At 46.4% G+C, this 26,174-nt stretch carries 25 protein-coding genes, 6 tRNA genes and 1 rRNA gene; 1 reads left to right on the forward strand and 31 read right to left on the reverse strand.

What is annotated here, in order from left to right; all coding sequences use genetic code 11:
* Positions 1 to 43: 43 nt before the first annotated feature.
* The 24 genes from whiA to AC1DM9_RS33175 all read right to left on the reverse strand — a co-directional run bounded on the left by whiA (position 44) and on the right by AC1DM9_RS33175 (position 24,433).
* Positions 44 to 973, reverse strand: a complete 930-nt coding sequence (gene whiA, locus AC1DM9_RS33060; RefSeq protein ID WP_076270746.1) for a DNA-binding protein WhiA — start codon at positions 971 to 973, stop codon at positions 44 to 46.
* A gap of 6 nt (positions 974 to 979) precedes the next feature.
* Positions 980 to 1,945 carry a gluconeogenesis factor YvcK family protein gene (locus AC1DM9_RS33065; protein ID WP_339206022.1) on the reverse strand — a complete coding sequence of 322 codons (966 nt, stop codon included), beginning with the start codon at positions 1,943 to 1,945 and terminating at the stop codon, positions 980 to 982.
* Between the two features lie 33 nt (positions 1,946 to 1,978).
* Entirely contained in the window at positions 1,979 to 2,866 is an 888-nt protein-coding gene (gene rapZ / locus AC1DM9_RS33070; protein WP_076270748.1) for an RNase adapter RapZ, read from the reverse strand.
* Between the two features lie 140 nt (positions 2,867 to 3,006).
* The gene (locus AC1DM9_RS33075; protein WP_339206020.1) at positions 3,007 to 3,957 is read right to left on the reverse strand and encodes an ROK family glucokinase; all 951 of its coding nucleotides are present in this window, start codon (positions 3,955 to 3,957) and stop codon (positions 3,007 to 3,009) included.
* 208 nt (positions 3,958 to 4,165) lie between these two features.
* Positions 4,166 to 5,113, reverse strand: coding sequence for a thioredoxin-disulfide reductase (gene trxB, locus AC1DM9_RS33080; protein ID WP_076270750.1), 948 nt, complete (start codon positions 5,111 to 5,113; stop codon positions 4,166 to 4,168).
* A gap of 20 nt (positions 5,114 to 5,133) precedes the next feature.
* The gene (locus tag AC1DM9_RS33085) at positions 5,134 to 6,885 is read right to left on the reverse strand and encodes a tetratricopeptide repeat protein (protein ID WP_477551949.1); all 1,752 of its coding nucleotides are present in this window, start codon (positions 6,883 to 6,885) and stop codon (positions 5,134 to 5,136) included.
* 165 nt (positions 6,886 to 7,050) lie between these two features.
* Positions 7,051 to 8,001, reverse strand: a complete 951-nt coding sequence (locus tag AC1DM9_RS33090; RefSeq protein ID WP_076270752.1) for a ribose-phosphate diphosphokinase — start codon at positions 7,999 to 8,001, stop codon at positions 7,051 to 7,053.
* Between the two features lie 115 nt (positions 8,002 to 8,116).
* Positions 8,117 to 8,923 (reverse strand): histidinol-phosphatase HisJ, encoded by an 807-nt coding sequence (gene hisJ, locus AC1DM9_RS33095; RefSeq protein WP_477584255.1) that lies wholly within the window; start codon positions 8,921 to 8,923, stop codon positions 8,117 to 8,119.
* 43 nt (positions 8,924 to 8,966) lie between these two features.
* On the reverse strand, positions 8,967 to 9,659 hold the full coding sequence (hisIE, locus tag AC1DM9_RS33100; RefSeq protein WP_477584257.1) for a bifunctional phosphoribosyl-AMP cyclohydrolase/phosphoribosyl-ATP diphosphatase HisIE: 693 nt from the start codon (positions 9,657 to 9,659) through the stop codon (positions 8,967 to 8,969).
* Positions 9,656 to 10,414 (reverse strand): imidazole glycerol phosphate synthase subunit HisF, encoded by a 759-nt coding sequence (gene hisF, locus AC1DM9_RS33105; protein ID WP_339206014.1) that lies wholly within the window; start codon positions 10,412 to 10,414, stop codon positions 9,656 to 9,658. Before hisF ends, hisIE begins: the two co-directional genes overlap by 4 nt.
* A gap of 191 nt (positions 10,415 to 10,605) precedes the next feature.
* The gene (gene hisH, locus AC1DM9_RS33110; protein WP_477551952.1) at positions 10,606 to 11,223 is read right to left on the reverse strand and encodes an imidazole glycerol phosphate synthase subunit HisH; all 618 of its coding nucleotides are present in this window, start codon (positions 11,221 to 11,223) and stop codon (positions 10,606 to 10,608) included.
* A 1-nt stretch (position 11,224) separates the two neighbouring features.
* The gene (hisB, locus tag AC1DM9_RS33115) at positions 11,225 to 11,824 is read right to left on the reverse strand and encodes an imidazoleglycerol-phosphate dehydratase HisB (RefSeq protein WP_372239028.1); all 600 of its coding nucleotides are present in this window, start codon (positions 11,822 to 11,824) and stop codon (positions 11,225 to 11,227) included.
* Between the two features lie 171 nt (positions 11,825 to 11,995).
* Positions 11,996 to 13,282, reverse strand: coding sequence for a histidinol dehydrogenase (gene hisD / locus AC1DM9_RS33120; RefSeq protein WP_076270757.1), 1,287 nt, complete (start codon positions 13,280 to 13,282; stop codon positions 11,996 to 11,998).
* 204 nt (positions 13,283 to 13,486) lie between these two features.
* Positions 13,487 to 14,131, reverse strand: a complete 645-nt coding sequence (hisG, locus tag AC1DM9_RS33125; protein WP_076270758.1) for an ATP phosphoribosyltransferase — start codon at positions 14,129 to 14,131, stop codon at positions 13,487 to 13,489.
* Positions 14,128 to 15,360 carry an ATP phosphoribosyltransferase regulatory subunit gene (locus tag AC1DM9_RS33130; RefSeq protein ID WP_477512236.1) on the reverse strand — a complete coding sequence of 411 codons (1,233 nt, stop codon included), beginning with the start codon at positions 15,358 to 15,360 and terminating at the stop codon, positions 14,128 to 14,130. Before AC1DM9_RS33130 ends, hisG begins: the two co-directional genes overlap by 4 nt.
* A gap of 195 nt (positions 15,361 to 15,555) precedes the next feature.
* A complete protein-coding gene (locus AC1DM9_RS33135) occupies positions 15,556 to 16,089 on the reverse strand; it encodes an acyltransferase (RefSeq protein WP_179089910.1) in 534 nt (177 codons plus the stop codon).
* Positions 16,082 to 16,747, reverse strand: coding sequence for a pyrophosphatase PpaX (gene ppaX, locus AC1DM9_RS33140; RefSeq protein WP_076270761.1), 666 nt, complete (start codon positions 16,745 to 16,747; stop codon positions 16,082 to 16,084). Before ppaX ends, AC1DM9_RS33135 begins: the two co-directional genes overlap by 8 nt.
* A gap of 23 nt (positions 16,748 to 16,770) precedes the next feature.
* Entirely contained in the window at positions 16,771 to 17,772 is a 1,002-nt protein-coding gene (lgt, locus tag AC1DM9_RS33145) for a prolipoprotein diacylglyceryl transferase (RefSeq protein ID WP_441886373.1), read from the reverse strand.
* 21 nt (positions 17,773 to 17,793) lie between these two features.
* A complete protein-coding gene (gene hprK, locus AC1DM9_RS33150; protein WP_076270762.1) occupies positions 17,794 to 18,732 on the reverse strand; it encodes an HPr(Ser) kinase/phosphatase in 939 nt (312 codons plus the stop codon).
* Between the two features lie 121 nt (positions 18,733 to 18,853).
* A complete protein-coding gene (locus AC1DM9_RS33155; RefSeq protein WP_477512235.1) occupies positions 18,854 to 20,218 on the reverse strand; it encodes a DUF4179 domain-containing protein in 1,365 nt (454 codons plus the stop codon).
* Positions 20,163 to 20,756: a sigma-70 family RNA polymerase sigma factor gene (locus AC1DM9_RS33160; RefSeq protein ID WP_477512234.1), complete on the reverse strand. Its 594-nt coding sequence runs from the start codon at positions 20,754 to 20,756 to the stop codon at positions 20,163 to 20,165. The genes AC1DM9_RS33155 and AC1DM9_RS33160 overlap by 56 nt, the downstream gene beginning before the upstream one ends.
* Positions 20,757 to 20,957: 201 nt before the next feature.
* The gene (locus AC1DM9_RS33165) at positions 20,958 to 22,079 is read right to left on the reverse strand and encodes an ABC transporter ATP-binding protein (protein ID WP_076270765.1); all 1,122 of its coding nucleotides are present in this window, start codon (positions 22,077 to 22,079) and stop codon (positions 20,958 to 20,960) included.
* An 89-nt stretch (positions 22,080 to 22,168) separates the two neighbouring features.
* Positions 22,169 to 23,311, reverse strand: a complete 1,143-nt coding sequence (locus tag AC1DM9_RS33170) for a PucR family transcriptional regulator (protein WP_441886363.1) — start codon at positions 23,309 to 23,311, stop codon at positions 22,169 to 22,171.
* Between the two features lie 174 nt (positions 23,312 to 23,485).
* The gene (locus AC1DM9_RS33175) at positions 23,486 to 24,433 is read right to left on the reverse strand and encodes a glycosyltransferase family 4 protein (protein WP_076270766.1); all 948 of its coding nucleotides are present in this window, start codon (positions 24,431 to 24,433) and stop codon (positions 23,486 to 23,488) included.
* A 189-nt stretch (positions 24,434 to 24,622) separates the two neighbouring features.
* Between AC1DM9_RS33175 and ssuE the strand changes: the two genes are divergently transcribed.
* On the forward strand, positions 24,623 to 25,177 hold the full coding sequence (gene ssuE / locus AC1DM9_RS33180) for an NADPH-dependent FMN reductase (RefSeq protein WP_477512233.1): 555 nt from the start codon (positions 24,623 to 24,625) through the stop codon (positions 25,175 to 25,177).
* Positions 25,178 to 25,325: 148 nt separating this feature from the next.
* Here ssuE and AC1DM9_RS33185 read toward each other — a convergent pair.
* From AC1DM9_RS33185 to AC1DM9_RS33215, 7 genes are all read right to left on the reverse strand, one after another.
* Positions 25,326 to 25,401 (reverse strand) — tRNA-Lys (locus AC1DM9_RS33185).
* Between the two features lie 15 nt (positions 25,402 to 25,416).
* A tRNA-Tyr gene (locus AC1DM9_RS33190) sits at positions 25,417 to 25,501 on the reverse strand.
* A 38-nt stretch (positions 25,502 to 25,539) separates the two neighbouring features.
* Positions 25,540 to 25,615 (reverse strand) — tRNA-Phe (locus AC1DM9_RS33195).
* Positions 25,616 to 25,631: 16 nt separating this feature from the next.
* Positions 25,632 to 25,708 (reverse strand) — tRNA-Asp (locus AC1DM9_RS33200).
* Between the two features lie 35 nt (positions 25,709 to 25,743).
* Positions 25,744 to 25,819 (reverse strand) — tRNA-Val (locus tag AC1DM9_RS33205).
* Between the two features lie 23 nt (positions 25,820 to 25,842).
* Positions 25,843 to 25,919 (reverse strand) — tRNA-Met (locus tag AC1DM9_RS33210).
* 151 nt (positions 25,920 to 26,070) lie between these two features.
* Positions 26,071 to 26,174 (reverse strand): 23S ribosomal RNA (locus tag AC1DM9_RS33215); the annotation flags it as partial.

Here is a 26,174-nt window from a genome sequence, read left to right on the forward strand (position 1 = left end):
AATTATTATATCATTATACCAGCTGATGCACTAGGATAAAAGTTCAGACACCACGGATTTTTTCCGCAAGTGCGTCGATTTTGCGCAAACGATGGTTTACGCCTGACTTACTGACCTTTCCTCCGAGCATTTCGCCGACCTCTGTCAAATTCATATCCGGATGCTGAAGCCTTATCTCAGCTACTTCCTTCAGCTTATCAGGCAAGCTATCCAGTCCTACTTCACGTTGAAGCAGCTTAATGTTCTCGATCTGACGAACAGCTGCACCGATCGTTTTATTTAGATTGGCCGTTTCGCAGTTTACGATCCGGTTTACTGAATTGCGCATGTCGCGCATGATTCGAACATCTTCAAACTTGAACAGAGCTTGGTGCGCACCAATAATATTGAGGAGCTCGATTATTTTCTCGCCCTCTTTGATGTAGAAGATAAATCCCTTTTTCCGCTCAATGCATCTCGCGTTAAGATCAAATTTGTTCGCAAGGTCAACTAACGACTCACAATGCTCTTGGTACATCGAAGAGATTTCCAAATGATAAGATGAACCTTCTGGATTGTTAACCGATCCGCCAGCAAGAAACGCACCCCGTAGATAGGAGCGTTTGCAGCAAGGCTTGCGAATGATTTCCTTATCGATGCCTAAATTGAACATAAAACCTTCCGATACAATTTTGAGCTCGCTTAATATTTCCTGAACTCTAGCCGGTATACGGACAATATACACGTTGTTTTTTTTCAATCTCATCTTTTTACGGACAAGCAGTTCTACATGCACATCATAATGTTTTTTGAGCAGGGAATAAATCCTTCTGGCAATCGCGGCATTTTCCGTTGAGATGTCCAAAACGACTTTGCGGCTAGATACGCTAACCGAACCATTCATCCGTATGAGTGCAGATAGCTCCGCTATCTCACAGCAGCTGTCCGCTTCAATTAATGTCAGCTCTTTCTTTGTTTGGGCCGCAAATGACATTGTGTATCACCTCTTTCGTAACATCCAGTTCTCTACCAGCTTATAAATATGATGGCTTAAGCGTTCGGCATCATGCCGAAGAAAAGTGCGAAACAATACTAACCGATCCGCAATGACTTCATAACCCTTTTGCGTAACTGCATCTAAATCCAAATGGACGGCCTTTGCACCAAGCTCAGCATATCTGCTTTCGATTTGCGGCGGAATTTCGCCGTCATTTACAATGACATAATCGAATAGATGTTGACCGATATGAGCATGAATGGCATCAAGGTGATCGCCTACCGAATAGTTATCAGTTTCCCCAGGCTGCGTCATTACATTACATACAAATAATTTTACGGCTTCTGATTCCACGATCGCAGTTGCCAGTTTAGGAACTAGCAAGTTTGGAATAATACTTGTATATAAGCTGCCCGGTCCAATCAAAATAGCATCGGCCTGTTCGATGGCCTCGACCGCCTCTCGCAGCGGTTCGACATCGGCTGGTTCCAAAAAAACTCGTTTGATGACCTTGCCAGCTTTAGGAATCATGGATTCCCCTGTGACAATGCTGCCATCAGCCATTTCCGCTTTAAGTACGATAGCCTGATTCGCTGCGGGCAGAACCCGTCCTCGAACCGCTAACACACGGCTCAGCTCACGAATCCCCGTTACAAAGTCGCCGGATATATCGGTCATTGCTGCCAGCATAAGATTGCCAAGGCTGTGGCCTGCAAGTCCCGGTACCGTTTTGAAACGATACTGAAGAACCTCAGTCAGCAGCGGCTCAGCATCCGCTAATGCCATAAGTACGTTCCGAATGTCACCCGGAGGCGGAATTTGCAGCTCATTGCGTAAAATGCCCGAGCTCCCGCCATCATCGGCAACCGTAACGATCGCGGTAATATCGAGCGGCTTCTCCTTAAGACCTCGCAGCATAACAGAGAGACCTGTACCGCCGCCAATTACGACGATTTTAGGCCGTCTCATTATCTTGTGTCTACTTTGCATTTTCTCACCTCGTCAATGCTTGTCACGTTCGGCATCGCGATGGCTGACACGCACACGTTCCGTATCACTGCTGCCGAGCATGCGTCCCAAATATTCTGCTATAGCAACGGAACGATGCTTACCGCCAGTACAGCCAATACCGATAACAACCTGACTTTTCCCTTCCTTACGATAAAGCGGAATAAGGAATTGCAACATATCCAGCAGCTTCGTTAGAAATTGCTGAGTTTCAGGCCATTTCATAACGTATTCATATACATCGGGATTTTGACCGGTATTTGGGCGCAGATGCTCGACATAATGCGGATTAGGCAAGAAACGAACATCATAGATCAAATCCGCATCGATAGGAATGCCATATTTAAAGCCAAAGGAAGTTACATTTATCGACAAGCTGTTTTGCTCTAGGTGTGTAAAATGAGAAATAATACGTTCCTTCAATTGTGCTGGTTTCAAAATACTCGTATCAATAACCTGTGATGCCCAGCCCTTTAAATCCTCAAGCAGGCGACGTTCGTTGCGAATGCCCTCAAGCGGCATGCCCTCAGGCGCCAGCGGATGACGACGTCGGCTTTCCTTATAGCGCTGAACCAAGACAGAATCAGTTGCATCCAAAAATAAAATTTCACAGCTAATCGTATAATGCTCCTTGATATAGGCCAACGACTCCGAAAGCGCCGTGAAAAATTCACGCCCGCGCAAATCGATAACAAGCGCAACGTTGCCGATTTTACCGTTCGACTGATCGATCAACTCTGCAAATTTAGGAATAAGAACGGGCGGCAGATTATCTACGCAGAAGAAACCGAGATCCTCCAGGCTTTGGACAGCAATGGTCTTGCCCGCGCCAGACATCCCGGTTATTATGACAAGCTTTGCTACTGCTGCTGTCGTTTCCATGAATAAACCTCCCAAAAGGTTTGCTAGGGCAAACCTACTTCGTAAGGATATGCTTAAGGTTTGCTAAGGCAAACCTACTTCCTATGGATAAGCTAAGACTTTGCAGATGCAAAGTCTCTTCGTCATTTACAACTATGAAATTAACCTCTTAGAATAAGGCCAGCTGCGCCTACAACGCCAGCGTTGTTGCCTAGTGTTGCCGCTACGATTTGCACATTTTCTTTCGCTTGATCCTGTGTATACTTGTCGAATACTTCACGAATTTGCTCGAATAAAAATTCTCCAGCCTTCGAAACGCCGCCGCCAATGATGAAATATTGCGGATTCAACACAATAGCGATCATCGCCATTGATTTACCCAAATAATAAGCAGCACGGTTTACGATGCGAGTTGCTACTTCGTCTCCTGCCTTAGCCGCATCAAGAACATCCTTCGCCATAATATCCTCAACAAGTGAAAGCGATGTACGATCGCCGCGTTCAACCGCATCCTTTGCCATACGGATAATACCTGTTGCAGAGGATACCGTTTCCAAGCAGCCAATTTTGCCGCAGCCGCATACAATAGCTTCAAGATCAGGCACGATAGCCATATGACCAAGCTCGCCAGCCATACCCATAGAACCTTCAACGATTTTACCATCTATAATTATGCCGCCGCCTACGCCTGTGCCGAGTGTGTAGCATACGCAGTGCGCGATGCCTTTGCCCGCTCCGCCCCAAGCTTCGCCTAGTGCAGCAACATTCGCATCATTATTAACTTTAACTGTCTTATTCAGCTCTTGCTCCAAATAAGCCTTAAGATTGACGTTCTCGATTTTTAAGTTTGGTGCAAATTTCACAATTCCGTTTGGAATATCTAAGAAACCAGCAATACCAACGCCTACCCCGTCAACTTGCTCCCAATCATAGTCCGATTCCACTACGATTTGTTGTGCATATTTCGCAATATTTTGAAGGATAGTGTCCGTTCCTTTACTCGCCTCCGTCGGCCCCTCGTACGTCTGGAGCAATTGCCCATCCGAATTACAAATACCTACTTTAATAGCAGTTCCGCCGACATCGACTCCAACGTAAATCTTCTCAGACATCACTAGTCCACCTCATCAATATGTTAATCTTCTCTTGTAACACTATAAGCGACCTTCATCCTCTGGTCAAGATAGAGGAATACTGGCAAATCAACCATTCTGGGCTTGGAAAAAACGCCTTCAGCATTTAATGAAAAAGCTATACCTTCAAGCATGTCGCTCTGCTGGTATAGCCCCTTCTTTATCTTATGTTGCAACTCGTCAAGTATTAAAGCGATTTGCTCCAGTCATGCGTAATTGCACCCTCCAAATATCTTTCACAATCCAGTGCAGCCATACAACCGCTGCCTGCTGCTGTAATTGCTTGACGATATTTGCTGTCTTGAACATCTCCACAAGCGAACACGCCCGGTACATTCGTTTCAGATGTACCTGGTTTTACAACAATGTAACCATGATCGTCTGTATCGATTTGACCTGCTAGGAATTTCGTGTTTGGCGTATGGCCGATAGCGATAAAGATTCCATCTGTCTCAATAACATCCTCTTCACCTGTCTCGTTGTCACGAACTTTAAGTCCAGTAACACCCATGCCAGTTGCTACAACCTCAACCGGTGTGCGGTTTAAGCTCCAGCTGATTTTCTCGTTCTCACGAGCGCGATCCTGCATGATTTTGGATGCGCGAAGCTCATCACGACGGTTAACAAGCTCTACGTTTGAAGCAAAACGAGTAAGGAAGTTTGCTTCCTCCATCGCAGAGTCGCCGCCGCCCACTACGATAATTTTTTTACCGCGGAAGAAGAAGCCATCGCAAGTTGCGCAAGTGCTTACGCCCCGGCCAACGTTTTCTTTCTCGCCTGGAATGCCGAGGTATCTAGCCGATGCACCAGTAGAAATAATAATGCTCTCCCCAACAAGCTCGCCGTGGCCTTCCACTTGAAGCTTGAATGGACGCTCTGACATATCCACGCTATTAACCCAACCCGTAATAAACTTAGCGCCAAAGCGCTCCGCTTGCTTACGCATGTTTTCCATCAGCTCAGGACCCATAATCCCTTCCGGGAAACCAGGGAAATTCTCTACCTCTGTTGTTGTCGTCAATTGACCGCCCGGTTCTGGACCTTCAATAATGAGTGGGCTCATGTTAGCGCGAGCCAAATAAATAGCTGCTGTAAGCCCCGCAGGACCAGTACCGATAATAATTGATTTGTACATAAGCTTCACCTCGTAAAAGTTTATTCGTCCTGTAATTCTTGCGTAAAGAAGACGGAACTCATCGACTTCATCTTTTCTTTGATGCCGCAAACTTCATCAATAATCTTGACGTTCTTGCTGACTGTCGCAATAGATGTACCGTATCTGGTGGAAACTTCGTGATAGGAGATAGCACGACGATGCATTTTTGCAGTCAAATATTCTAATGCGGCTGCCCAGCTCTCCGGCTTCGTAAGCTTCGGAGCATCTGGATATACTCGCGTCAAAAATTCCACCCATAAGGTCATCAAATCATGCTGCTGAACCAAATCATACTGCTTGCTCATGCGATCAAGAGCGATATCTGCAACAGACTGCCACTTATCTTCCCATACAGGCAGACTTGAAGGGACCCGGTTCGGCTCAATGACCGTTTCTTTGCCTTCCAGCACCACATGTAAAGGCTCTTGTACGCCCATTGTCCGGAGTACAAAGATGGCAATCCGTTTGAGATAATCATCCTCTTCCTTCTCGAGCAAAAACGTCTGAAGAACATCCTTCACTTCGCTGTCGGCGATCATCCCTAGAGCCTGAATAACCTGCAGCTTCGTGTCCTGGTCACCATGACGCAGCGCCCAGAAGAACGACGAGCGTACTAAAGGATCGCGCTTCAGATGATCGGGAATGCCATCGGAGGATTTCTCCCATAGCTTAAACTGCTCTTCGAACGGCAAATGATAGTGATAGCTGATGGCAGCCGTCTGCTGCCCGCTTCGTACCAGCTCAAGCTGCTCCATATAATAAAGAGGAATGCTTGATTTTGGATCGAGCTTGATTGTCTGCTTCCATAGGCGCTCTGCTTCCTGCAAACGTCCGATATTGCAAGCTGCAACAGCCGCGTAATGATACAGGCTTGGATCCTGAGTGAGCTCTGAGTCTTTGAGAAGTCTGGTGAAATGCTTATAAGCAGCACCATGCTCTCCTAAGATGCCCATTGTTGTTGCCAGTTTAAACACATGCTCTTGATGGAACGGTACCGTCTTCGCAAGCAGCTCAACAAGCGGCTTCAAGCTTTTTTCATCGTTCTTGTGCTGATAAAAAATAGCAAGGTTGCACAGCGCATGCAGGTTGCCCGCTTCAAGATCAAGCACTTCATGGATCGTATCCATCGCTTTATCGAACATGCCCATATAGTAGTAGGCCAATGCCAAATTATTTCGAGCAGCTAAAAAATCTGGCTGTCCTTCGATAATTTTCTCCAAAATGCGCACAGCCTCAGTGAATTTACCTTCCTCCAGCAGCGTGCGCGCCAAATCATGCTCGACCATGCCTTCACGAGACTTAATGTTGGTTAGACGAGTAGGACGCTCCAGTTCAAAATGCAGTAGATCCATCATATCTTCCGCTTCATCCAGAAACTGTCCTTCGGAGTCCTCTTCCAAATATCGAATAAGCGAGCCCTCGGCTGCTTCATATTGTTCTAAATTAGCAAAATTGTTCGCCATATAGAAATGGCACTCCGTCATCGTCGGATCAAGCTCATCTACAATCCAACCGAGGATTTTATTCGATTCCTCATAGTTGCCCATTTCAGAAAGAATGCCGGCCATATTACAATGGTTTACCGGATTCTCCGGCTCGTATTCGACGGCGCGACGAAAATATTTAAGTGCCTTGTCATAATGGAGCCGATCAAGCGATCGAACCGCACGTTCGAAAAAAAACGTAGCGTCCCATTGAACCGGTATGACTTTCGTCTGTTGATCTACGGCAACTCGTTTCTTTTCTTTCACCCGCAAGGCACCTCCCGTTACTTCCGATTTTATACGATTATACCATAGCAATACCCCTGAGAACATGAAAGAATATGTGGGAAAATCGCGGATGGCAAATACACCACCCGCGATTTCCCGCGGCATTACTATTCATTTCGTTAGTTCTGCATTCCATTTGAACGTTTAGACACCATTGCTTTTGAACAATGTGCTAATGGAGCCGCCCTCCAAAATAATGCGTGTTGCTTCTGCAAGCAACGGCGCAACGGAAAGCACCTTGAAGCGTTCAGGAGTCGATTCCGGCAAGCTGATTGAGTCTGTTACGATGACTTCTCTAATATTGGGATGATCCAAACGCTCAATGGCAGAGCCGGAGAATAACGGATGCGTTGCGCATACAAATACATCCTCAGCGCCGCGCTCCTTCAAGCTTTCCACAACGTTAACAATCGTAGATCCCGTATCGATGAGATCCTCGATAATAATCGGAGTTTGACCTTCGACATCACCGATAACATGTGTGATAACTGATTCATTATGCGCAGGGCGTTTCTTGATCATAATCGCAAACGATGTATCCAAGTAGTTCGCTAGCTTCTCAGCAGTTGAAGCACGTCCTGCATCCGGCGATACAACAACCGGGTTCTTGATGTTTTTCGACTTCAAATAATCGCTGATTAAATCTAGCGCAGTCATATGATCGACTGGAATGTTGAAGAAGCCTTGAATAGCTGGAGCATGTAGGTCGATTGTAATCACTCGGTTCGCTCCTACTGTCGTGAGCACATCCGCCAGCATTTTCGCTGAAATCGGCTCCCGAGGTGCTGCTTTGCGCTCCTGACGCGCATAACCGTAATAAGGCATGATGATGTTGACCGTTCTTGCGGAAGCACGCTTCGCCGCATCAATCATAACAAGCAATTCGACAAAATGCTCGTTGATTGGATGTGAGAATGATTGTACGAGAAATACATCGCAATTCCGAATCGTTTCCTCGTAATGCACGTAAATCTCTCCGCTTTTAAAACGGGACATCTTGATCGCACCTAGCGTCAGACCAAGCTCTGCACTAATTTTCTGAGCCAATACCGGATTAGACGAACCCGAAAAAATACGCACCTTGTCGCTTAACATGATACCCTCCTGAGCGTTAAAACCAATTAATTTGACGGAACAAGTACTCGTCTTTGCCGGATCATTCGACAAAGCTTATTTGATCATCTATATTATACATGGAATTTACGATATTTCAAAAATCAATCATCACTAATTTTCGACAATTAAATGTCGCAAGCTGCTTAAAGCCAACTTCTTTGAGCAAATCGTACGCTTGATCCAAATATTGGCCTAGTCTTTCAGGCTGGTGAGCATCCGAACCAACCGTCAGCGGAATGCCTAGTTCCAGTGCATATTCCAGCATTCTACGGCTCGGAAACATCTCTGCTGCAGGTGTGCGAAGGCCCGATGCGTTGAGCTCAATCGCAAGTCCATGCTTCTTGACTGCCTCTAGTGCAGCGTTCTCCAAATGGGTAACATTTTCCTCCGGCTGAAAGCCAAAACGCTTGATGACATCAATATGTCCAATGTAGTCATAGAACCCGCTTGCGGCTGCTTTGCCCACGGCTGCGTAGTACTGTTCGTATACAGCCATACGATTGCGGCCTTCCCAGCCTCCCGTTTGCCGGAAATCGGTGATGTCCCACTCCTCAAGAAAATGAACAGAGCCAATCACATAGTCCCAAGGGTACGCGTTCACGATCGCAGCGATCTGCTCCTCGCAGCCTTCGATATAATCGCCTTCAAGCCCAACACGTATGTCGATTTGTCCCTTATACTTTTCCTTAAGCGCAAGGCATTCCTCCACATAACGCGGAAGCTCATCCATCGGCATAGCCATTTCCGGATAATAAGTCGCAGGGTCAACATGGAGCAGAGGCATATGATCGGAAAGGCCGAGCTGCACGAGTCCGATCTCTATGCCCTTCTTTACATATTCCTCTAGCTCTCCAATGGCATGACCACAGCGAGCATGATGCGTATGGTAATCGATAAACATGTGCGTACCGGCCTTTCTGCTGTCATTTATCATTCAGCTTCCATTATCTCATTTTATTTGTTGTTGGCTTGCCGTGACGATTGTTAATTTCGCTGATTACATCATCTAGCGGCAATCCGCGTTCACGAAGCAATACCATCAGGTGAAAAATAAGATCGCCAACCTCGCTGCGAAGCTCGTCGTTATCTTTATTTTTCGCTGCTATGATCACCTCGGATGCTTCTTCGCCTACTTTTTTCAAAATCTTATCTACACCTTTATCGAACAGGTATGAGGTATAAGAGCCCTCAGGACGCTCTGCGTAACGCTCGGCAATCACGCTCTCTAGTTGTCCAAGCGTAGCGAAGCGGTCTGCAGCGGATTGTCCGGCCTCTGAGGAAGCATCTGTGTTCCCAGCTACTTCAACCGAATTAAAGAAGCAGCTATAGCGCCCTGTGTGGCAAGCTGGACCTTTTTGCTCCACCTTCACTAGCAATGTATCACCGTCGCAATCATAAGCCATAGAGACGATGCGCTGCGTATTGCCGCTTGTCGCTCCTTTGTTCCAAAGCTCATTACGCGATCGGCTCCAATACCAAGTCACGCCGGATTCAACGGATAGCTGAAGTGATTCCTTATTCATATAAGCCATCATAAGCACTTCTTTGCTTTGCACATCTTGAACAATAGCTGGTACTAGCCCCGCATCGTCCCATTTGATTTTTGAGATAAGTTCATTATGATTGTTTTCCGTCATCGTACCTCTACTCCCTTCAAGCGCAAGTCGTCCTTCACTTCACGAATCGTCATTTCTTTATAGTGAAAAATCGTTGCAGCTAGAGCCGCATCCGCATGTGCCATTTGGAATACATCGTTAAAATGCTCGACTCTACCCGCTCCGCCCGAAGCAATGACAGGAATGCCTAGCGAATCTGACACCGCCTGCGTGAGCTTGATGTCGAAGCCGTCTTTGGTGCCATCGGCATCCATGCTGGTCAGCAAAATTTCACCTGCGCCTAGCTTCTCCACTTCACGTGCCCATTCGAGCGCCTTAATGCCAGTCGTTTTGCGTCCGCCGTGCGTGTAAACTTCCCATTCGCCCCACTCAGCATTAAACTTCGCATCAATCGCCACCACGATGCACTGTGATCCAAACTTGCGTGACCCCTCTTGAATGAGTGCCTTGTTTAAAACCGCAGCTGTATTTATGCCGATTTTGTCCGCTCCGGCGCGCAGCAGCCGCTTCATATCATCGACATGAGATATGCCGCCGCCTACCGTAAACGGAATCGTAATTTCCCCAGCGGTCCGCTTGACGACTTCAATCATCGTCGCACGCCCTTCAACGGAAGCCGATATATCTAGAAATACAAGCTCATCTGCGCCCTCTTGGTCATAAGTGGCCGCCAGCTCGACTGGGTCGCCCGCATCGCGCAGGTTCACAAAATTAACACCCTTCACAACGCGGCCATCCTTCACGTCAAGACAAGGAATGATACGTTTCGCCAGCATATTGCACTCTCCTTTATGCCCGTAGTCGAGCTTAATTGTCTATCCGGTAACACTCGGCATTACTTAGGATTACTTGGAATCACTTTGATAAAACTGCTTGGATTAAGGAAGAAGCATCCTTACCAAGCAGCGAGTCTTAAACGATTTAATTGTTTAAGTAAGTAACTTGCTTGAATATCTATTGAAGCTTGTTATGCTTCGTTAATTTTAGTTAGTGCAAGAAAGTTGCCCAGCAGCTGCATGCCAAGCTCTCCGCTTTTTTCGGGGTGAAATTGCATGCCATATACGTTTCCGCGACCAACAATTGCTGTTACCTGCTGATAATAGTCTGTTGTTGCGAGCAGGTCGGAGCTTACCTCCGGCTTCGCATGGAACGAGTGTACGAAATAAACATGCCCTTCGGTCAACCCATTAAATAGAGGCGACTGCTCTTGAAGGAAAGACAGCTTGTTCCAGCCCATATGCGGTATCTTGTAATCCCCTGTGAAACGGCTAACTTTGCCGGGAAGAAGATTCAATCCCTCATTCGTTCCATATTCGTCACTTTCAGTGAAGAGAAGCTGCATGCCAAGGCAAATGCCGAGCAGCGGCTTACCAGAAGCTGCATACGCTTTAGTCACTTCATCCATCTTCGTTTCCCGCAGGTTTTGCATGGCATCGCCAAACGCACCAACGCCAGGAAGAATCGCTCCGTCTGAAGCTGCAATCGTCTCGGGATCGTCTGTTATAACCGCCTCGTATCCAAGACGCTCAACCGCTTTGCTTACGCTGTGGAGGTTGCCCATCCCATAATCAATAATCGCGATCATACTAGAGCACTCCTTTCGTTGAAGGCACTCCTTGTACGCGAGGATCAATGCTTGTTGCTTCATCAAGCGCTCGTCCAAGCGCTTTGAACACCGCTTCAATCATGTGGTGCGTGTTTTTGCCGTAATGTACGATTACATGAAGCGTGATGCGTGATTCAAGTGCAAGCTTCCACAAAAACTCATGAACAAGCTCTGTCGAGAAGCTGCCTACTTGTGTAGATGGGTATTCGGCACGGTATTCAAAGTGTGGGCGGTTGCTCACATCAATAATAACCTGAGCCAGCGCCTCATCCATTGGTACAAATACACTAGCATAACGCTTAATGCCGCGTTTGTCACCAAGCGCTTCACGAAGCGTTTGACCGATGCAAATTCCGATATCCTCTACCGTATGGTGATCATCGATGTCGATGTCGCCGCGTGCTTCTAATTCCAGATTAAACTGGCCGTGCTTAATAAATAGATCCAGCATATGGTTAAAGAAAGGGACATCTGTATCAATCTTTGCTTCACCTGTTCCATCTACTGCAAAAGTAAGCTTAATATCCGTTTCATTCGTCTTGCGTGCCACCGATGCTTCACGTACACGATTTTCCGACACTTTCATTCCTTCTTCCTATATGATTATGTTTGTTTTCATTATCTCAAATGCCCTGCCGCATTAGGGAATTCCAGCACATGCCGCTAAAGAGCATAAGAGTTATTACCTAGGTAATAACTCTCCTATACTTAATTGTTTGCCTAACAAATTTATCCATTTACGTTAAAATGTTTACCCGCGTTCCTTCTCAAGACGAACCTCGATTGCACGAGCGTGCCCTTCAAGTCCTTCGTGGCGAGCCAGCGTCATGATTTTATCGCCATTAGCCATCAACGCTTCTTTACTGTAGTAAATCAAGCTCGATTTCTTCAAGAAATCATCAACATTAACTGGCGATGAGAACCGTGCTGTGCCGTTTGTTGGAATGATGTGGTTAGGTCCAGCAAAATAATCCCCGACCGGCTCCGAGCTGTAAGGCCCAAGGAAAATAGCACCTGCGTTCTGAATGTAGCCGAGCAAACGCATCGGATCAACCGTCAGCACCTCTAAGTGTTCAGGCGCGATCTGATTAATAACGTCGATACCCGCTTCGAGCGAGTCGACCAGCAGTACAGCGCCATAGTTGTCGATGGAGCTGCGTGCAATGTCTTGACGCGGCAGGGTGGACAGCTGACGCTCCACCTCCGCTGCTACAGCTTCCGCAAGCTGCTGCGATGGCGTTACAAGGATCGCCGATGACATCTCATCGTGCTCCGCCTGCGACAGCAGATCCGCGGCTACATACGCAGGATCAGCTGAATCGTCAGCAAGCACGACGATTTCACTTGGTCCGGCGATACTGTCGATATCGACGGCACCGAATACGGCGCGCTTTGCTAGCGCCACATAAATATTGCCCGGTCCGCATATTTTATCGACCGGAGCAATCGTGGCCGTGCCGTACGCAAGCGCGGCTATGGCCTGTGCGCCGCCGACCCGGTACATCTCCTTGACGCCCGATTCCGCGGCGGCAACGAGAATATACGGGTCGATGCCTTCCGTGCCGCCAGTTGCCGGCGGCGTCACCATAACAATTTCCGGCACGCCAGCTACCTGCGCCGGTATAACATTCATCAGCACGGACGACGGATAAGCCGCCTTGCCTCCGGGCACGTATACGCCGACCCGCTTGAGCGGTCGCATAATTTGCCCGAGCAGCGTTCCGTCCTGCTGCAAATCCATCCACGAGGTACGCATTTGCTTCTCGTGGAATACCCGAATGTTCACGGCTGCTTCGCGAATAGCCGTGAGAAAGTCGGCGTCAACATGCTCATACGCCGCCTGAATTTCCTCCTGCGTCACACGCAGCGACGCAGCGTCCAGCTTAACGCGGTCATGCTGCTCCGTATACCTCAGCAGCGCTGCATCCCCCTCAGACTTTACGTCTGCGACGATCTTCAAAGCAGACTCATTTTGCTCAGGTGTCCCATACTCCACCTCACGCTTCAAACCAAATTGCTCCGCTCGCATAATACGCATATCATCCACTCCTTCCAATACTCACAAGGCTATTAATCCGTCCAGTCCAGCATGCGCTTCACTTGTCATGCCTCGTCTATACATGAAATGCTGCAAGCCCTGCTCTGCGTTTGCTCGTGCTTCAGTGACACTCGCCAAGCATCTCCCGCTCTTGCTAGGCTCGCTTTATCCAATCATGCTTTCTTCTTACTTTCCGCTCTCTTCCTAACCCCGCTTAGCCAGCGCTTCCTGCAAGCGATCACACAGTCCTTGAATAGCTTCATTCTTCATCCGGTAACTTACTCGATTCGCGATTAAGCGGCTCGTAATACCGAAGATCGATTCCATCTCCACAAGCCCATTCTCACGAAGAGTTTGGCCGGTTTCCACCATATCGACGATACGGTCAGCTAACCCGATCATTGGCGCAAGCTCGATGGAGCCATTTAGCTTAATGACCTCCACCTGCTGCCCGAGCTCACGGAAATACGCCGAAGCCACATTCGGGTATTTGGTCGCTACACGCGGATTCATAGTCGGCTTCCAATCCGGCATGCCAATAACAGACATCCGGCATTTGGCAATGCCAAGATCAAGCAGCTCATAAACATCTTTATTTTCCTCCATGAGCACGTCTTTGCCCACGATTCCAATGTCCGCTACGCCGTATTCCACATAAGTCGGTACGTCAACAGGCTTTGCCATAATAAACTCCATCCCTACCTCTGGAAGCTCAATGATCAACTTGCGCGTATCATCAAAGTCGCTAGGAATCGGAAGCCCCGCTTCACGGAACAGCTTGGAAGCTACCTTATAAATGCGGCCCTTCGGCATCGCCACTTTCAATATATCTTTTGTCGCTCCGCTCATGTGGCGCTGCCTCCTTTAATTCCGCTTCCGTCAAATGTCAGCAATGCTGTGTAGGCTACGCCTTTATAAGTAAACGATTGCTGCTGTGCCTTATTTTTAAGCTCATCAAGAAGTGCGTTATTCGCATCTACCCGCTCTGTTACAACGCTCGCACCCTGCCCGCGCAGTTCCTGTGCTTTAACAAGCGCCTCATTGCGTCCAGCTGTATCATAGATAACCAGTGTGCGTTCCGTTTCACTCTCAGCGCCATCGCCAAGCAGCTCCAGAATACGCGTCGTCTTGAGCGCAAATCCCGTTGCAGGAGCCGGTCTGCCGAACTGGGCCAGCAGGTTGTCATAACGGCCTCCGCTTACAACCGGGAAGCCTAGATCAGCTGCATAACCCTCGAAAGTCATCCCTGTGTAATAGGAGAAGTCACCAATCATCGTCAGATCGATAAGCACATGCTCACAAACCCCATACGCCTTCAGCACATCCCATATTTGGCACAAATGTTGAATGGACGCCCGCGCTTTATCATCCACATTCAGCTGCAGCGCTTGATCACAAATCTCTTGCCCGCCGCGTAGACGCAAAACACCTTCCAGCTCTTGCTGAACGGATTCATCCACGGATAATCCACGAAGCTGCTCGCGGTAACCTACAAAATCACGGCCTAACAAGCAGCTCTTCAACTGCTCCTGCGCTTCTGCACGGCCTGGCAAGGATTGCTCCAGCAAGCCGTTTAGGAACCCAACATGCCCAATCGCGATCTTGAAGCGTTCAACACCGGCAGCTTTAAGCGACGCGATTGCAAGAGCAACAACCTCTGCATCCGCTTCTGCTGAAGAATCACCAACTAGCTCTACGCCCGTTTGGAAAAATTCTGCCTCGCGGCCCGCCTCTTCCTCTATCGCCCGAAACACATTAGAGTGATACGACAGACGCTGCGGAAAGTCCGCTTGCTTCAATAAGGACGACACTACACGAGCGATTGGCGACGTCATATCAGAGCGCAGCACCAGCGTTGTTCCACGATTGTTAAGCAGCTTGAATAACTTCTGATCGGATGTAGAGCTGGCTACACCCACTGTATCGTAATATTCCATTGTTGGAGTTATAATTTGTTCGTAGCCCCAGCCCTGCATGCAGGCAAGAACCTGACGTTCAATATGACGCAGCTTAGCCACTGCACTTGGCAAATAATCTTTAACGCCTATCGGCTTCTCAAATACTTTTGGTTTAGACATCCAATATCACCTTCGTTTACTTTAGTGGTTTAAAGCGATACCATGTTACCATGCTAACAAATTAAAGAGTTTAGTCGTAATATTAGCATGAAAAGCTTATTTTCGTCAAGTTGAAATCGATCCGTTTTACGTCAAAAAAGAAAGCCTCGACCGGCTGCGAGACGAACTCGCACGGACGAAGCTTTCCATAGCCCATTAGTTTAAAATGTTGCGCACATTCTCATCAAATTCGCTTGGCACGACCATTTCGCTTCGTCTAATTTCCCGCATCGGATTGCCTCCTACAAATGCATAAGCAGGCACATCCTTATGGACAACTGATCCAGCAGCTACAATGGCATGATCGCCGATTGTTACACCTGGCAATATCGTCGTATTTGCTCCTATCATGACATGAGAGCCTATCACGACGTCGCCGAGACGATACTCCTTGATCAAATATTCATGAGTTAGAATGGTTGTATTATATCCGATAATTGTATTATTGCCTACCGTTATACGCTCGGGAAAAAAGACATCGACCATGACCATAAGTGCAAAAGCGGTATGTTCTCCGACCTTCATGCCGAGCAAACGGCGGTAAATCCAATTTTTTAACGGAAGAATCGGACAATAGCGCGCTAGCTGGATGCAAATGAAATTACGAACCGATTTGAATCGGCTGACCGTTGAATATACTTGCCACAGCGCGTTTGGCCCTTCCACCGGATATCGTTCAACTTTACGCAAATGTTTCCCGCTCCATTCCGACAAAGGAATAGAGATCGCGCATGTCGTGAATGACATGATGTGCTCCGGCATCCTTAAGGATTTGCTCGCCTTTTAGCGACCAAGCGACACCAACTGCTATCGCACCTGCTGCAATCGCCGACTCGATATCCACTGTGCTGTCTCCAACCATAATGGTCGTTGCCGGATCTGCGCCGAGCAGACCGATTGCTTTGCTCACTGGTTCTGGATGCGGCTTAGCATGAACAACATCATCAATCGTTACAATGGTATCCACGAAGTCGAACAGCCCAACGTATTTCAAGCCGCGTTCCGTTGTCAGACGCATTTTTGTCGTAACGACGCCAATTTGGATACCTTGCTTATGCATCCGCTCAATAACTTCTATGACGTAATCAAATGGTTTTACATATTCATCATGCAAACGCAGATTAACTTCGCGATACGCTGCCACAAGATGTGTTACTTCATCCAATCCCGAGAATAGCTTCATTTGATCCGTAAGCGGCTGTCCCATGCTTGGAATAATATGCTCTCTTCCGAATCCTTCTGGTGCTACGCCTTGTAAAGACTCTATGAACGAGCGGATGATAAGCTCATTGGTGTCGATAATCGTGCCGTCCAAATCGAACAGCATCGTTTTGATATTGCCCGTCATCGATAAACCTCCCTAAATTACATTTAACGCTTGCCAGCCTCATCATCTTTTTTAGTGCCAACAGGTTGGTCTTTGCCCTTTTTCTCAGAATCCGATCCCACGTTACGCTCTGGCTTGCTAGTCGTAATTGGATCAAGGTAATGAGCGGATGCAAGTCCCGTCTTACGTCGCACGATAATAAGTACAACCGCACCAACGATTAAAAGCAGCGCCAGTACTTGTGAAATCCTTATGTTGCCGTACGCAGGATCCAAGTAACCTTGTTTGAACAATACCTCCATTGGAGTCCAGAGGCCATTAATAAACGATGCCAGCCACGATGGTCCTCTAAATGCAAGACTGTCCGTACGAAGCGCTTCTATAAAGAAACGGCCGATTGAATACCAGATAAAGTAGCTGGCCATCAGCTCGCCTGCGCGCAAAAACTTTTGGCGGCGAAGGATGAACAATATAGCAATACCGACCAAGCTCCATACGGATTCATACAAGAAAGCCGGGTGACGGTATTCACCTTGAATAAGCATTTGATCCACGATAAACGATGGTAAATGAAGTGTATTGCGAAGGAAAGACTCGCTAACCACGCCGCCATACGCCTCTTGGTTCATGAAATTTCCCCAACGACCAATCATTTGACCTGCAAGCAGTCCAGGTACACAAATGTCTACCAAACGCCAGAAGTTATAGCCTTTATAGCGGAAATAGAAGAACCCGCAAATAAAAGCTCCGATTATCGCACCATATATCGCGATACCGCCATTCCATATTTTAAACACATCTACAAAGTTGCCTTTATAATCTTCCCATTTGAACGCTACATAATAAATTCGCGCTCCAATAATGGCGGAAGGGACGCCAAGCAGCAGCAAATCCATGAAAAAATCCGGCTTAATTCCGAATCGTTTACCTTCTTGCACCGCGAGAAGCAGCCCCACTAATGCCGCTGTTCCCAAAATAATGCCATACCAATGCACTTCAATAGAGCCTAATGTGAAGGCAATTGGGTTTAATATCAATGTCTTCATTTAGTTATATCCCCTTTAGGTTCAATCGTATTCGTCCATATCGTCAGCGATCGTTTCCGTAAGCTTATTCGTAAACTGCAGCGCCGCATTGTAACCCATTCGTTTCAAGCGGAAATTCATTGCTGCCACCTCGATGATGACCGCTAAGTTACGACCGGGTCTTACTGGCACAGTTACGAGCGGAATGTCCGTCTCGATAATACGGGTCGTTTCTTCATCCAAGCCAAGGCGATCATACTGCTTGTCCTGCTGCCAGTTTTCCAGCTTAATGACAAGGCCGATACGCTTCTGCGTCCGAACTGCCCCTGCGCCAAAAAGTGTCATTACATTAATAATACCCAGCCCTCTAATCTCGAGCAGGTGACGAATAAGCTCTGGCGCACTGCCGTGCAGCTGCGCATCGGAGGTTTGCATAATTTCTACTGCATCATCAGCGACAAGCCGGTGTCCGCGTTTGACAAGCTCTAGCGCCGTCTCGCTTTTACCGATGCCGCTACCTCCAGTAATAAGCATTCCAACGCCGTATACGTCAACAAGAACGCCATGAATCGTTGCTGTCGGAGCTAGCTTTCTCTCCAAAAAGTCCGTAATTCTGCTGGACAAAATGGTTGTAGCCACATTGCTTCTGAGCAGCGGAATTTGTTTCTCATTACATTGATCTACAAGCTCTTGAGGCGCTTCCAGCCCTCTTGTCAAAATAATGCAAGGTGTATCCTCGTTGCATAAACGAACCATACGATCCTTGCGCTCTTCACCGTCCAGCATATTTAGGAACGAGATTTCCGTTCTTCCAAGCAGCTGTACGCGCTCACTTGGATGGTAGTGGAAATATCCAGCCATTTCGAGTCCAGGCCGATACAAATCATCTACTGTAATGGCACGCTTCATTCCATCCTCGCCCGCAATAATCTCAAGCTGAAATTGTTTAACGAGCTCAGATACTTTCACTTTTTTCGGCATCGTAGGGCCTCCCTCATATGACAACTGCTATTGTGTATATGTATGATATTTTCCAATGTCTTCATCGTAAAGGAAAAAGGCGCTGAACGCAACGTTTCCTCCGCTGCTCAGCGCCTTCGACTTATTTTATCGGTATACTTATCGGTTTTAATACATAACCAGGGTACTGCTCAATACTGAATGTTAACGGCTGCTTGTAATCTGCTGCTGGAATTCGATAAACATAGGTCACTTTATCTTCATTTGAATTCCACTGCACCCCCCGATTATCTGAAATAGGGTAGGATAAACCAGCACCGTCCTTGAAGGTGCCGCCGTGCGGAAATAATGTATAGCCTGGCTTCTTGTCGATCTCATCCTGGCTTAGCAAATCAAACTTCACTTCATACTCACCATTTAGCAGCTCTTTGCTGGCTAATAGAAGCCTATTATTCGGTGATGATAAAGTTTCTATTTTATCCGTATCCACCGTGATGCTTAAATTGTTTTCCGACAAATACAAACCGTCCGCAATTAAAGTTAACTTTTTGGGCTTAACGAAATAGCTGCTCTTAAAGTGAAGGGTAATTGATGTATTAGAATCGCCAAATGCAGAATTCGACTCATATCGCCTGCCTTTCTCATCGACAAGCGCTATATTTATAAAACCATTTGCGTGTTTGTCATTAGTTGCATCTGCTTCGATTGTCACTGCTATTTGAAGCGGTGTGATAACAGCATTTTTCACCGTAAAACGTTGTCCTCCGACCTCAACCTTATGCTCGATCGAGATTTCTTCACGCATCCCCTCGAATCTTTTATGCTCAATTGGAAAATCAACCTTTAGCCACTGACCGCCAAGCAATAGGCTGAATTGCAAGCTCTCCGGCATTTTAGAACCTTCGCCCATTAGTATATCTAAATATTGATGGACAGGAACGCTTGAACCCTCGGCATCATCATTCGGATAATGCGATGAACCAATGGAAGCGACCAAATCCTTACCATCACTCGTTTTTAATTTATACTCCAGAAATCCTGTATTGCCGTTAATTCCTGGTCCCTCTACCGTATACAGAATAGCCATACGCTGATCATCGGCTATAATACCATCAACCATAAAAATGTAACCGTTTTTCTCGTCCGAGAGCTTTATAGGCTGTATGAAATCATTTTCCATTGCTGTAATCAAGGACTTATCTCCCTGAATCAACTCAACAAACCCGCTGAAACCCGGAATTTCCTTCACAATAGAAGCAAACACAGGAGATACGCGAACGAACGCGGTTAGAAGCAGGATTACACTTAGCCCTGCAGCAATCATGCTCACACTCCATCTTTTTCTGTTTCTACGTATGGATCGCTTCCGCCCCTGCTCAATTCCACTTCGTATTGCTGCCTCCAGCGCCAGCTCCGGCATCACAACAAGCTCCTGATTCACATGGTCAATGTCACTTCGCAGCGCCTGATTGGCTTGCCTGAACGGCGTCTCCTTGGCCTCGCTCATTTCGTATCTCCTCCTTCATATGTGCCATATCTGCTCTTAGTCCTTTTAATGCTTTGTTCAGCCACGTTCGAATGGTCCCATCAGGCTTCTCCAATAGCTCAGCAATTTCCGTAATCGTCATATCACGATAATATTTGAGTGTTATCACCATACGATAGTTAACCGGAAGCAGTTGAATCTGCGCAGCCATATCAAGGCGTGCTGCTGTCTCATCGTACTCAACTGTCTTTTCCCTCAAATCATATTGCTCGGCTATCGAATCGGTAGGACGCTCCCTTGTTTGCTTCTTCTTAGCATCCATACACACACGGATCAAAATACGAATGGCCCACGTTGTAAAAAATTTCGGCTCCCTTAATGTATGCTTTTTCGTCCATATCCGGCAAACCGTTTCTTGTATAGCCTCCAATGCATCCGACTCATTTCGCATATATGAATAAGCAATCCCATACATTTGAAGCTTATCTAGATCAATACGCTGCAGCAGCGCCGTTTCATCGCCCCGTATAGCCGCTTCAGCCCACTCATCCTTATTCATGCCTCTTCCCTCCTGCCCAGGCTCCCTCTCATTTCTTCTACATTATTATTCCTGTTTTGTATTAGACAGCCGAAGCATGGAAACGGTTTTGTTTGACTCCTATTTATTTAATCGCAACAGCCATTTCGACAAAAACGACCTCTAGTTAAAATAAAAAAAGAACGATCGGATAATCCGACCGTTCTTCTTCCATACTATTTATTAAGCTTCGAAAATGTTAAGTTCTGTCGTTTTGTCGAACAAGTGTACTTTGTTCATGTCAAGCGCAAGCTTAACAGTTGTGCCATCACGTAGACCAGAGCGGCCGTCAACACGAGCGATAACTGTGTCAGTGCCGATACCGTTCAGGTACAAGTACATCTCGTGACCAAGGTTCTCAGCAACCTCAACATTTGCGTTCACGATTGTTTGTGGGGATGCTTCCAAGAATACTGGCTCTTCGTGAAGATCCTCTGGACGAATGCCAAGAATCACTTCTTTGCCGATGTAACCTTTCGAGCGAAGCGATGCTGCTTTGCCTTCTGGAACAACTACATCAACGCCGCTTGCTTTGAAGCGAAGCGCTCCGCCTTGCTCTGTAAGCGAACCACTGATAAAGTTCATCGATGGAGCGCCGATAAAGCCAGCTACGAAGATGTTAACCGGGTGGTTATACAGTTCTTCTGGTGAAGCTGTTTGTTGAATGAAACCGTCTTTCATAACAACGATACGGTCACCCATTGTCATTGCCTCGATTTGGTCATGCGTTACATAGATAGTTGTTGTTTCAAGACGTTTTGTAAGCTTGCTGATTTCAGCGCGCATTTGTCCACGAAGTTTCGCGTCCAAGTTGGAAAGCGGCTCATCCATCAAGAATACTTGTGGCTCACGAACGATTGCGCGTCCTAGAGCGACACGTTGACGTTGACCACCGGAAAGTGCTTTTGGTTTACGGTCAAGCAAATGCTCGATATCTAGAATTTTAGCAGCTTCACGAACACGTTTGTCGATGTCTGCTTTTTTGAATTTACGAAGTTTAAGGCCGAAAGCCATGTTTTGGTAAACGTTCATGTGCGGGTACAACGCGTAGGATTGGAATACCATCGCGATGTCGCGGTCTTTAGGAGCTACATCGTTCACAAGGCGGTCGCCGATGAACAATTTGCCTTCGGAAATTTCTTCAAGGCCTGCAATCATACGAAGAGTTGTCGATTTACCGCAACCAGATGGTCCGACCAATACGAGAAACTCTTTGTCTTTAATATCTAAGTTAACGTCAGTAACCGATGCTTTGTCAGTACCCGGGTATTTTTTGTAAATGCCTTCTAAACGTACGCCTGCCATGATAATTTTCCCCCTAGAAAGAAATTTCGTTATGCCTATATCTTATCCCACTGGGGAGCTTGTGACTATGCACATACTTTACAAAAAAACTAATTTCTTTTCGTAACTTTGTACAATAGTAATATAATTTTGACTAGTACGGCATCCCTAAACTGACGAACATCTAAACCAGTCTCTTGTTTAAGCTTGTCTAAACGATATAATAATGTATTTCTATGAATGTATAATTTCTTCGCTGTCTCACTAACGTTGCAATCAAGCGTAAAAAATGTTTCCAATGTACTCAGCATTTCTGATTCAACGAATAGATCCGCTCTTTTTAACGACTGCTCCAAATATCTCGCACGATGGACTTCAGGAATTGCATTCAACAAACGTTCCAACTGAAGCATCCACGGCAAATAAATATTCGTTCCTACATGGAATTTTCGGCCAAGATTAATCGTCTCCCGCAGCAGCATTGTCGTCTCAATCATACCTTTTGCTGGTGATGATGGATGAGCAACTGCGATGTGGCATTCACCAATCCACTCACTGGCAAGCATCTCATGCAATCCAAGCCCAATCGAAGCTAGACTATCCTCAATCGTCTCTTCCTCCTGCTCATCGAAAGCATCGGAATCCTCATCTCTCAGCAAGGACATCGAACCCCATATCAGCCATTCCTGGCTCTTGAGCGGAATAAGCAAGACATCGTCGGACATAAATGAACGCAGAAGTTTTTCTAATTCAGAATAGGTTGCATGCTTCGTGCCAGACTGCTCTGTAACGAGTAAGAAAGGTATCATTTCATTAAATAAGCGACTGCCAACGGTTAAATGATCAGGTAAGGAATATGCGGGCTCATCCGATTCCAACTGCTTCTGAATCCAATCTCCAAGCTTAAGCGCTTGTCTCTCTGATTCAGAGAGCGCCGCATTTTTTTTCTCCATTAAATGTCCGCGGTTAAGCTGCAATGTCCAGCTTATCAGTTCCTTCTCTGTTGCCTGAAGCGATGGACAATCGATTTCTAATAAATCCACTTCATATTCCGCAGATGAAATGACAATCCACGTTTTTTCGTTTTTTTCTACGCGTTGGCCCTCTATAGGAGAAGATCCTATATGATCGCCTAACCACACCACATCAGCATTGCTAATTAAATCGTTCCACTCCGCTATAGATTTCGAAACAGCATGTACCGGACAGTTCAAAATGTGCTTCAGCGGCTTCAACCAGTCTGTCGTGCTCATTTCTCTATCTCCAATCTCCACAAGCATTTGCGGCTGCGTGCTTCCTCCTATGGGAGGACACCTATTGCGATTAGCAGCTCCATATAAGCGGATTAATAAGTAAAAAAAGTTTATTCGCACCTTTTTGTGGAATAACGCTTTTTCCCGTCATTGTACCACAAGAGCTTGCTTAATTCAGCCTATTACCAGTAAAAGAATGATTGACAAGAGTGCGAATAACGCAGCAATTAAATATAGAAACGAAACCGTTTGAACCTGGCTCAGTCCCCATTTCATCAAAAGATGATGCGTATGCAGCTTGTCCGCATGATGCAAGCCTTTACCGCTTATAAGCCTGCGCAGCATGACATAAGCCGTGTCAAATATAGGCAATCCAAGCGCCAGTAATGGAACTAGCAAGGTAATGAATGTTGCTTTCTTAAACGCTCCATCAACAGCAATTACAGCAAGCGTAAAGCCTAGGAAGGTTGCTCCTGCGTCACCCATAAAAATTCTGGCTGGATAAAAATTATGAACCAAAAAACCAAAGCATGCTCCGGCTACAATAATGGCAAGAATAGCGGTGCTTGGCTGACCTTTGACGAGCGCCACCGTCAATAGCGTTAGTGCTGACAGCGTACATACCCCTGAAGCCAGCCCATCTACGCCATCAATAAAGTTGATCATATTGATTAACGCGAAAACCCATAGCATCGTTGTCAGCCACGATACCCAATCGGGAAATGAAATAAACAAATGTGTAAACGGATTGGTAATACCCGCAATTTTGATATGAAATAAGCTTGGGATTGACGCAGCACCCATATAGAGGATGACACGCGGCCATATCGGAAAGTCTTTCCCTTTTGCCTTTGACGCATCATCAAGAAGTCCAATAATTACGAGCACGGTTCCACCCGTAACTATGGTCCAAGTGAGCGGAGTGAACCCGATAAAAATAAACATCGTAACGATGCAGCCAACAAAAATAGCCGCGCCACCCATGAGAGGGATCGGCTTGTTATGTATTTTTCTCTGATTAGGACGATCGACAAAACCAAGTCGCAGCGCAAATACACGAAGCGGTGGTACGCTTGCAAATACGATCGCGAAGCTAATTAAAACCGCTAATCCGTATACCATTGCAACTACCCCTTTTTCTATTTCATTCCTATATGTATACATTGTTCCCTTATATCGATAAAATACAAGAAACAAATCAAACCTGTTTGACCAAATAACATCTGCCATGGTACTATCTATTCAAAGTTTACTTATCGGATTAATGTAATTTTATTTTCTACTATTTATTTGAAAAAGAGGAGTGCACCCATGTCCAAGATTGTAATTATTTCAGGCAGTCCAAATGCTTTATCCCGTTTAAATGGCATAACACAGTACGTAGAGCAACAATTGATAACAAAACATCTTTCGGTTGATACCATAACCGTGGTTTCTTTGCCAGCCGAAGATCTAATTCACGCTCGTTTTGGCAGCCCTGCTATTATAGAAGCCAATCAGCTTGTCGAGAATGCAGATGCTGTTATTATTGCAAGCCCAGTTTACAAAGCATCTTATACAGGCGTTCTAAAAACGTTTCTAGATCTACTGCCGCAGAAAGGACTTGATGGTAAAATCATTGCTCCTCTGTTTATCGGCGGCACCATCGCTCATCTACTCTCTATTGACTATTCCCTCAAGCCGGTACTCGCATCCATGGGCGCGAAATTATATGTTAGCGGAGTGTATGCCGTTGATTCCCAAATCGAGCGTTCACAAGAGCCAAATGAAGCTCCAGTATTTGAATTAAATGATGAACTTAAACTTCGTCTAAACGAAACGGTAAACGAGCTTGCTTATGAATTGAATCTACGGAGTAAAAACTAAGATTCATTCATTATCTGGTTTTAACTATGCAAAAAAAGAGTTTGTCCACTTTACTGATGGGCAAACTCTTTTTTATTTCGATTATAATCAAACAAAAAAACCGCAGATCCTAAGATCTACGGTTGTATAGGTTTGTTTAGAAAAAAAATGGTGAGCCATGTAGGATTCGAACCTACGACACCCTGATTAAAAGTCAGGTGCTCTACCAACTGAGCTAATGGCTCTTGCTGTAAAAGAAATGGTGGAGGATGATGGATTCGAACCACCGAACTCAGAGAGAGCAGATTTACAGTCTGCCGTGTTTAGCCACTTCACTAATCCTCCATACTATTACTTATTTCTCGTCGTAACGAAAAATAAAGTGGTGGCTCGGGACGGAATCGAACCGCCGACACGAGGATTTTCAGTCCTCTGCTCTACCGACTGAGCTACCGAGCCTTACTTTAAAGAAAAATGGCGGAGCTGACGGGATTCGAACCCGCGGTCTCCTGCGTGACAGGCAGGCATGTTGGGCCACTACACCACAGCTCCAAGTGGATCCGGTCATAAAACCGAATAAGTACATATGGTGGAGGATGACGGGATCGAACCGCCGACCCTCTGCTTGTAAGGCAGATGCTCTCCCAGCTGAGCTAATCCTCCAGATGTTACGATAAAAAAGGTAATGGTAGCGGCGAAGGGGATCGAACCCCCGACCTCACGGGTATGAACCGTACGCTCTAGCCAGCTGAGCTACACCGCCACGCTTGTCCCCCGAATAGTTGTCGATTGCAGCGTTCGGGGACGCTTGCAAAGTCAGAACATTACGCCCTGAAAACTGGATACGAAAGATTAGGCTTGCTGAAGCCTTWATGCTGCTGTCTACTGGATGTATGGGTCRCAGTAAACGTGTTTAGGATAAGCCCTCGACCGATTAGTATTCGTCAGCTACACACATTGCTGTGCTTCCACCCCGAACCTATCAACCTCGTCGTCTTCAAGGGGTCTTACATACTGG

The organism is Paenibacillus sp. 01T431 (assembly GCF_056398625.1).

Bases quoted from the DNA above. Each gene is read 5' to 3' on its own strand.
- hisF (WP_339206014.1), bottom strand. From the start codon at position 10,414: ATGCTGGCGAAACGTATCATTCCTTGTCTTGACGTGAAGGATGGCCGC.
- hprK (WP_076270762.1), bottom strand. From the start codon at position 18,732: ATGCCGAAAAAAGTGAAAGTATCTGAGCTCGTTAAACAATTTCAGCTT.
- AC1DM9_RS33130 (WP_477512236.1), bottom strand. From the start codon at position 15,360: ATGTCTAAACCAAAAGTATTTGAGAAGCCGATAGGCGTTAAAGATTAT.
- AC1DM9_RS33075 (WP_339206020.1), bottom strand. From the start codon at position 3,957: ATGTCTGAGAAGATTTACGTTGGAGTCGATGTCGGCGGAACTGCTATT.
- AC1DM9_RS33165 (WP_076270765.1), bottom strand. From the start codon at position 22,079: ATGGCAGGCGTACGTTTAGAAGGCATTTACAAAAAATACCCGGGTACT.
- trxB (WP_076270750.1), bottom strand. From the start codon at position 5,113: ATGTACAAATCAATTATTATCGGTACTGGTCCTGCGGGGCTTACAGCA.
- ssuE (WP_477512233.1), top strand. From the start codon at position 24,623: ATGTCCAAGATTGTAATTATTTCAGGCAGTCCAAATGCTTTATCCCGT.
- hisIE (WP_477584257.1), bottom strand. From the start codon at position 9,659: ATGACGGAAAACAATCATAATGAACTTATCTCAAAAATCAAATGGGAC.
- hisD (WP_076270757.1), bottom strand. From the start codon at position 13,282: ATGCGTATTATGCGAGCGGAGCAATTTGGTTTGAAGCGTGAGGTGGAG.
- ppaX (WP_076270761.1), bottom strand. From the start codon at position 16,747: ATGACGGGCAATATCAAAACGATGCTGTTCGATTTGGACGGCACGATT.
- lgt (WP_441886373.1), bottom strand. From the start codon at position 17,772: ATGAAGACATTGATATTAAACCCAATTGCCTTCACATTAGGCTCTATT.
- rapZ (WP_076270748.1), bottom strand. From the start codon at position 2,866: ATGGAAACGACAGCAGCAGTAGCAAAGCTTGTCATAATAACCGGGATG.
- AC1DM9_RS33175 (WP_076270766.1), bottom strand. From the start codon at position 24,433: ATGGTATACGGATTAGCGGTTTTAATTAGCTTCGCGATCGTATTTGCA.
- hisH (WP_477551952.1), bottom strand. From the start codon at position 11,223: ATGATCGCGATTATTGATTATGGGATGGGCAACCTCCACAGCGTAAGC.
- hisG (WP_076270758.1), bottom strand. From the start codon at position 14,131: ATGAGCGGAGCGACAAAAGATATATTGAAAGTGGCGATGCCGAAGGGC.
- AC1DM9_RS33065 (WP_339206022.1), bottom strand. From the start codon at position 1,945: ATGAGACGGCCTAAAATCGTCGTAATTGGCGGCGGTACAGGTCTCTCT.
- AC1DM9_RS33160 (WP_477512234.1), bottom strand. From the start codon at position 20,756: ATGAATAAGGATGAGTGGGCTGAAGCGGCTATACGGGGCGATGAAACG.
- AC1DM9_RS33155 (WP_477512235.1), bottom strand. From the start codon at position 20,218: ATGAGCGAGGCCAAGGAGACGCCGTTCAGGCAAGCCAATCAGGCGCTG.
- hisJ (WP_477584255.1), bottom strand. From the start codon at position 8,923: ATGTTTATCGATTACCATACGCATCATGCTCGCTGTGGTCATGCCATT.
- whiA (WP_076270746.1), bottom strand. From the start codon at position 973: ATGTCATTTGCGGCCCAAACAAAGAAAGAGCTGACATTAATTGAAGCG.
- AC1DM9_RS33170 (WP_441886363.1), bottom strand. From the start codon at position 23,311: ATGAGCACGACAGACTGGTTGAAGCCGCTGAAGCACATTTTGAACTGT.
- AC1DM9_RS33090 (WP_076270752.1), bottom strand. From the start codon at position 8,001: ATGTTAAGCGACAAGGTGCGTATTTTTTCGGGTTCGTCTAATCCGGTA.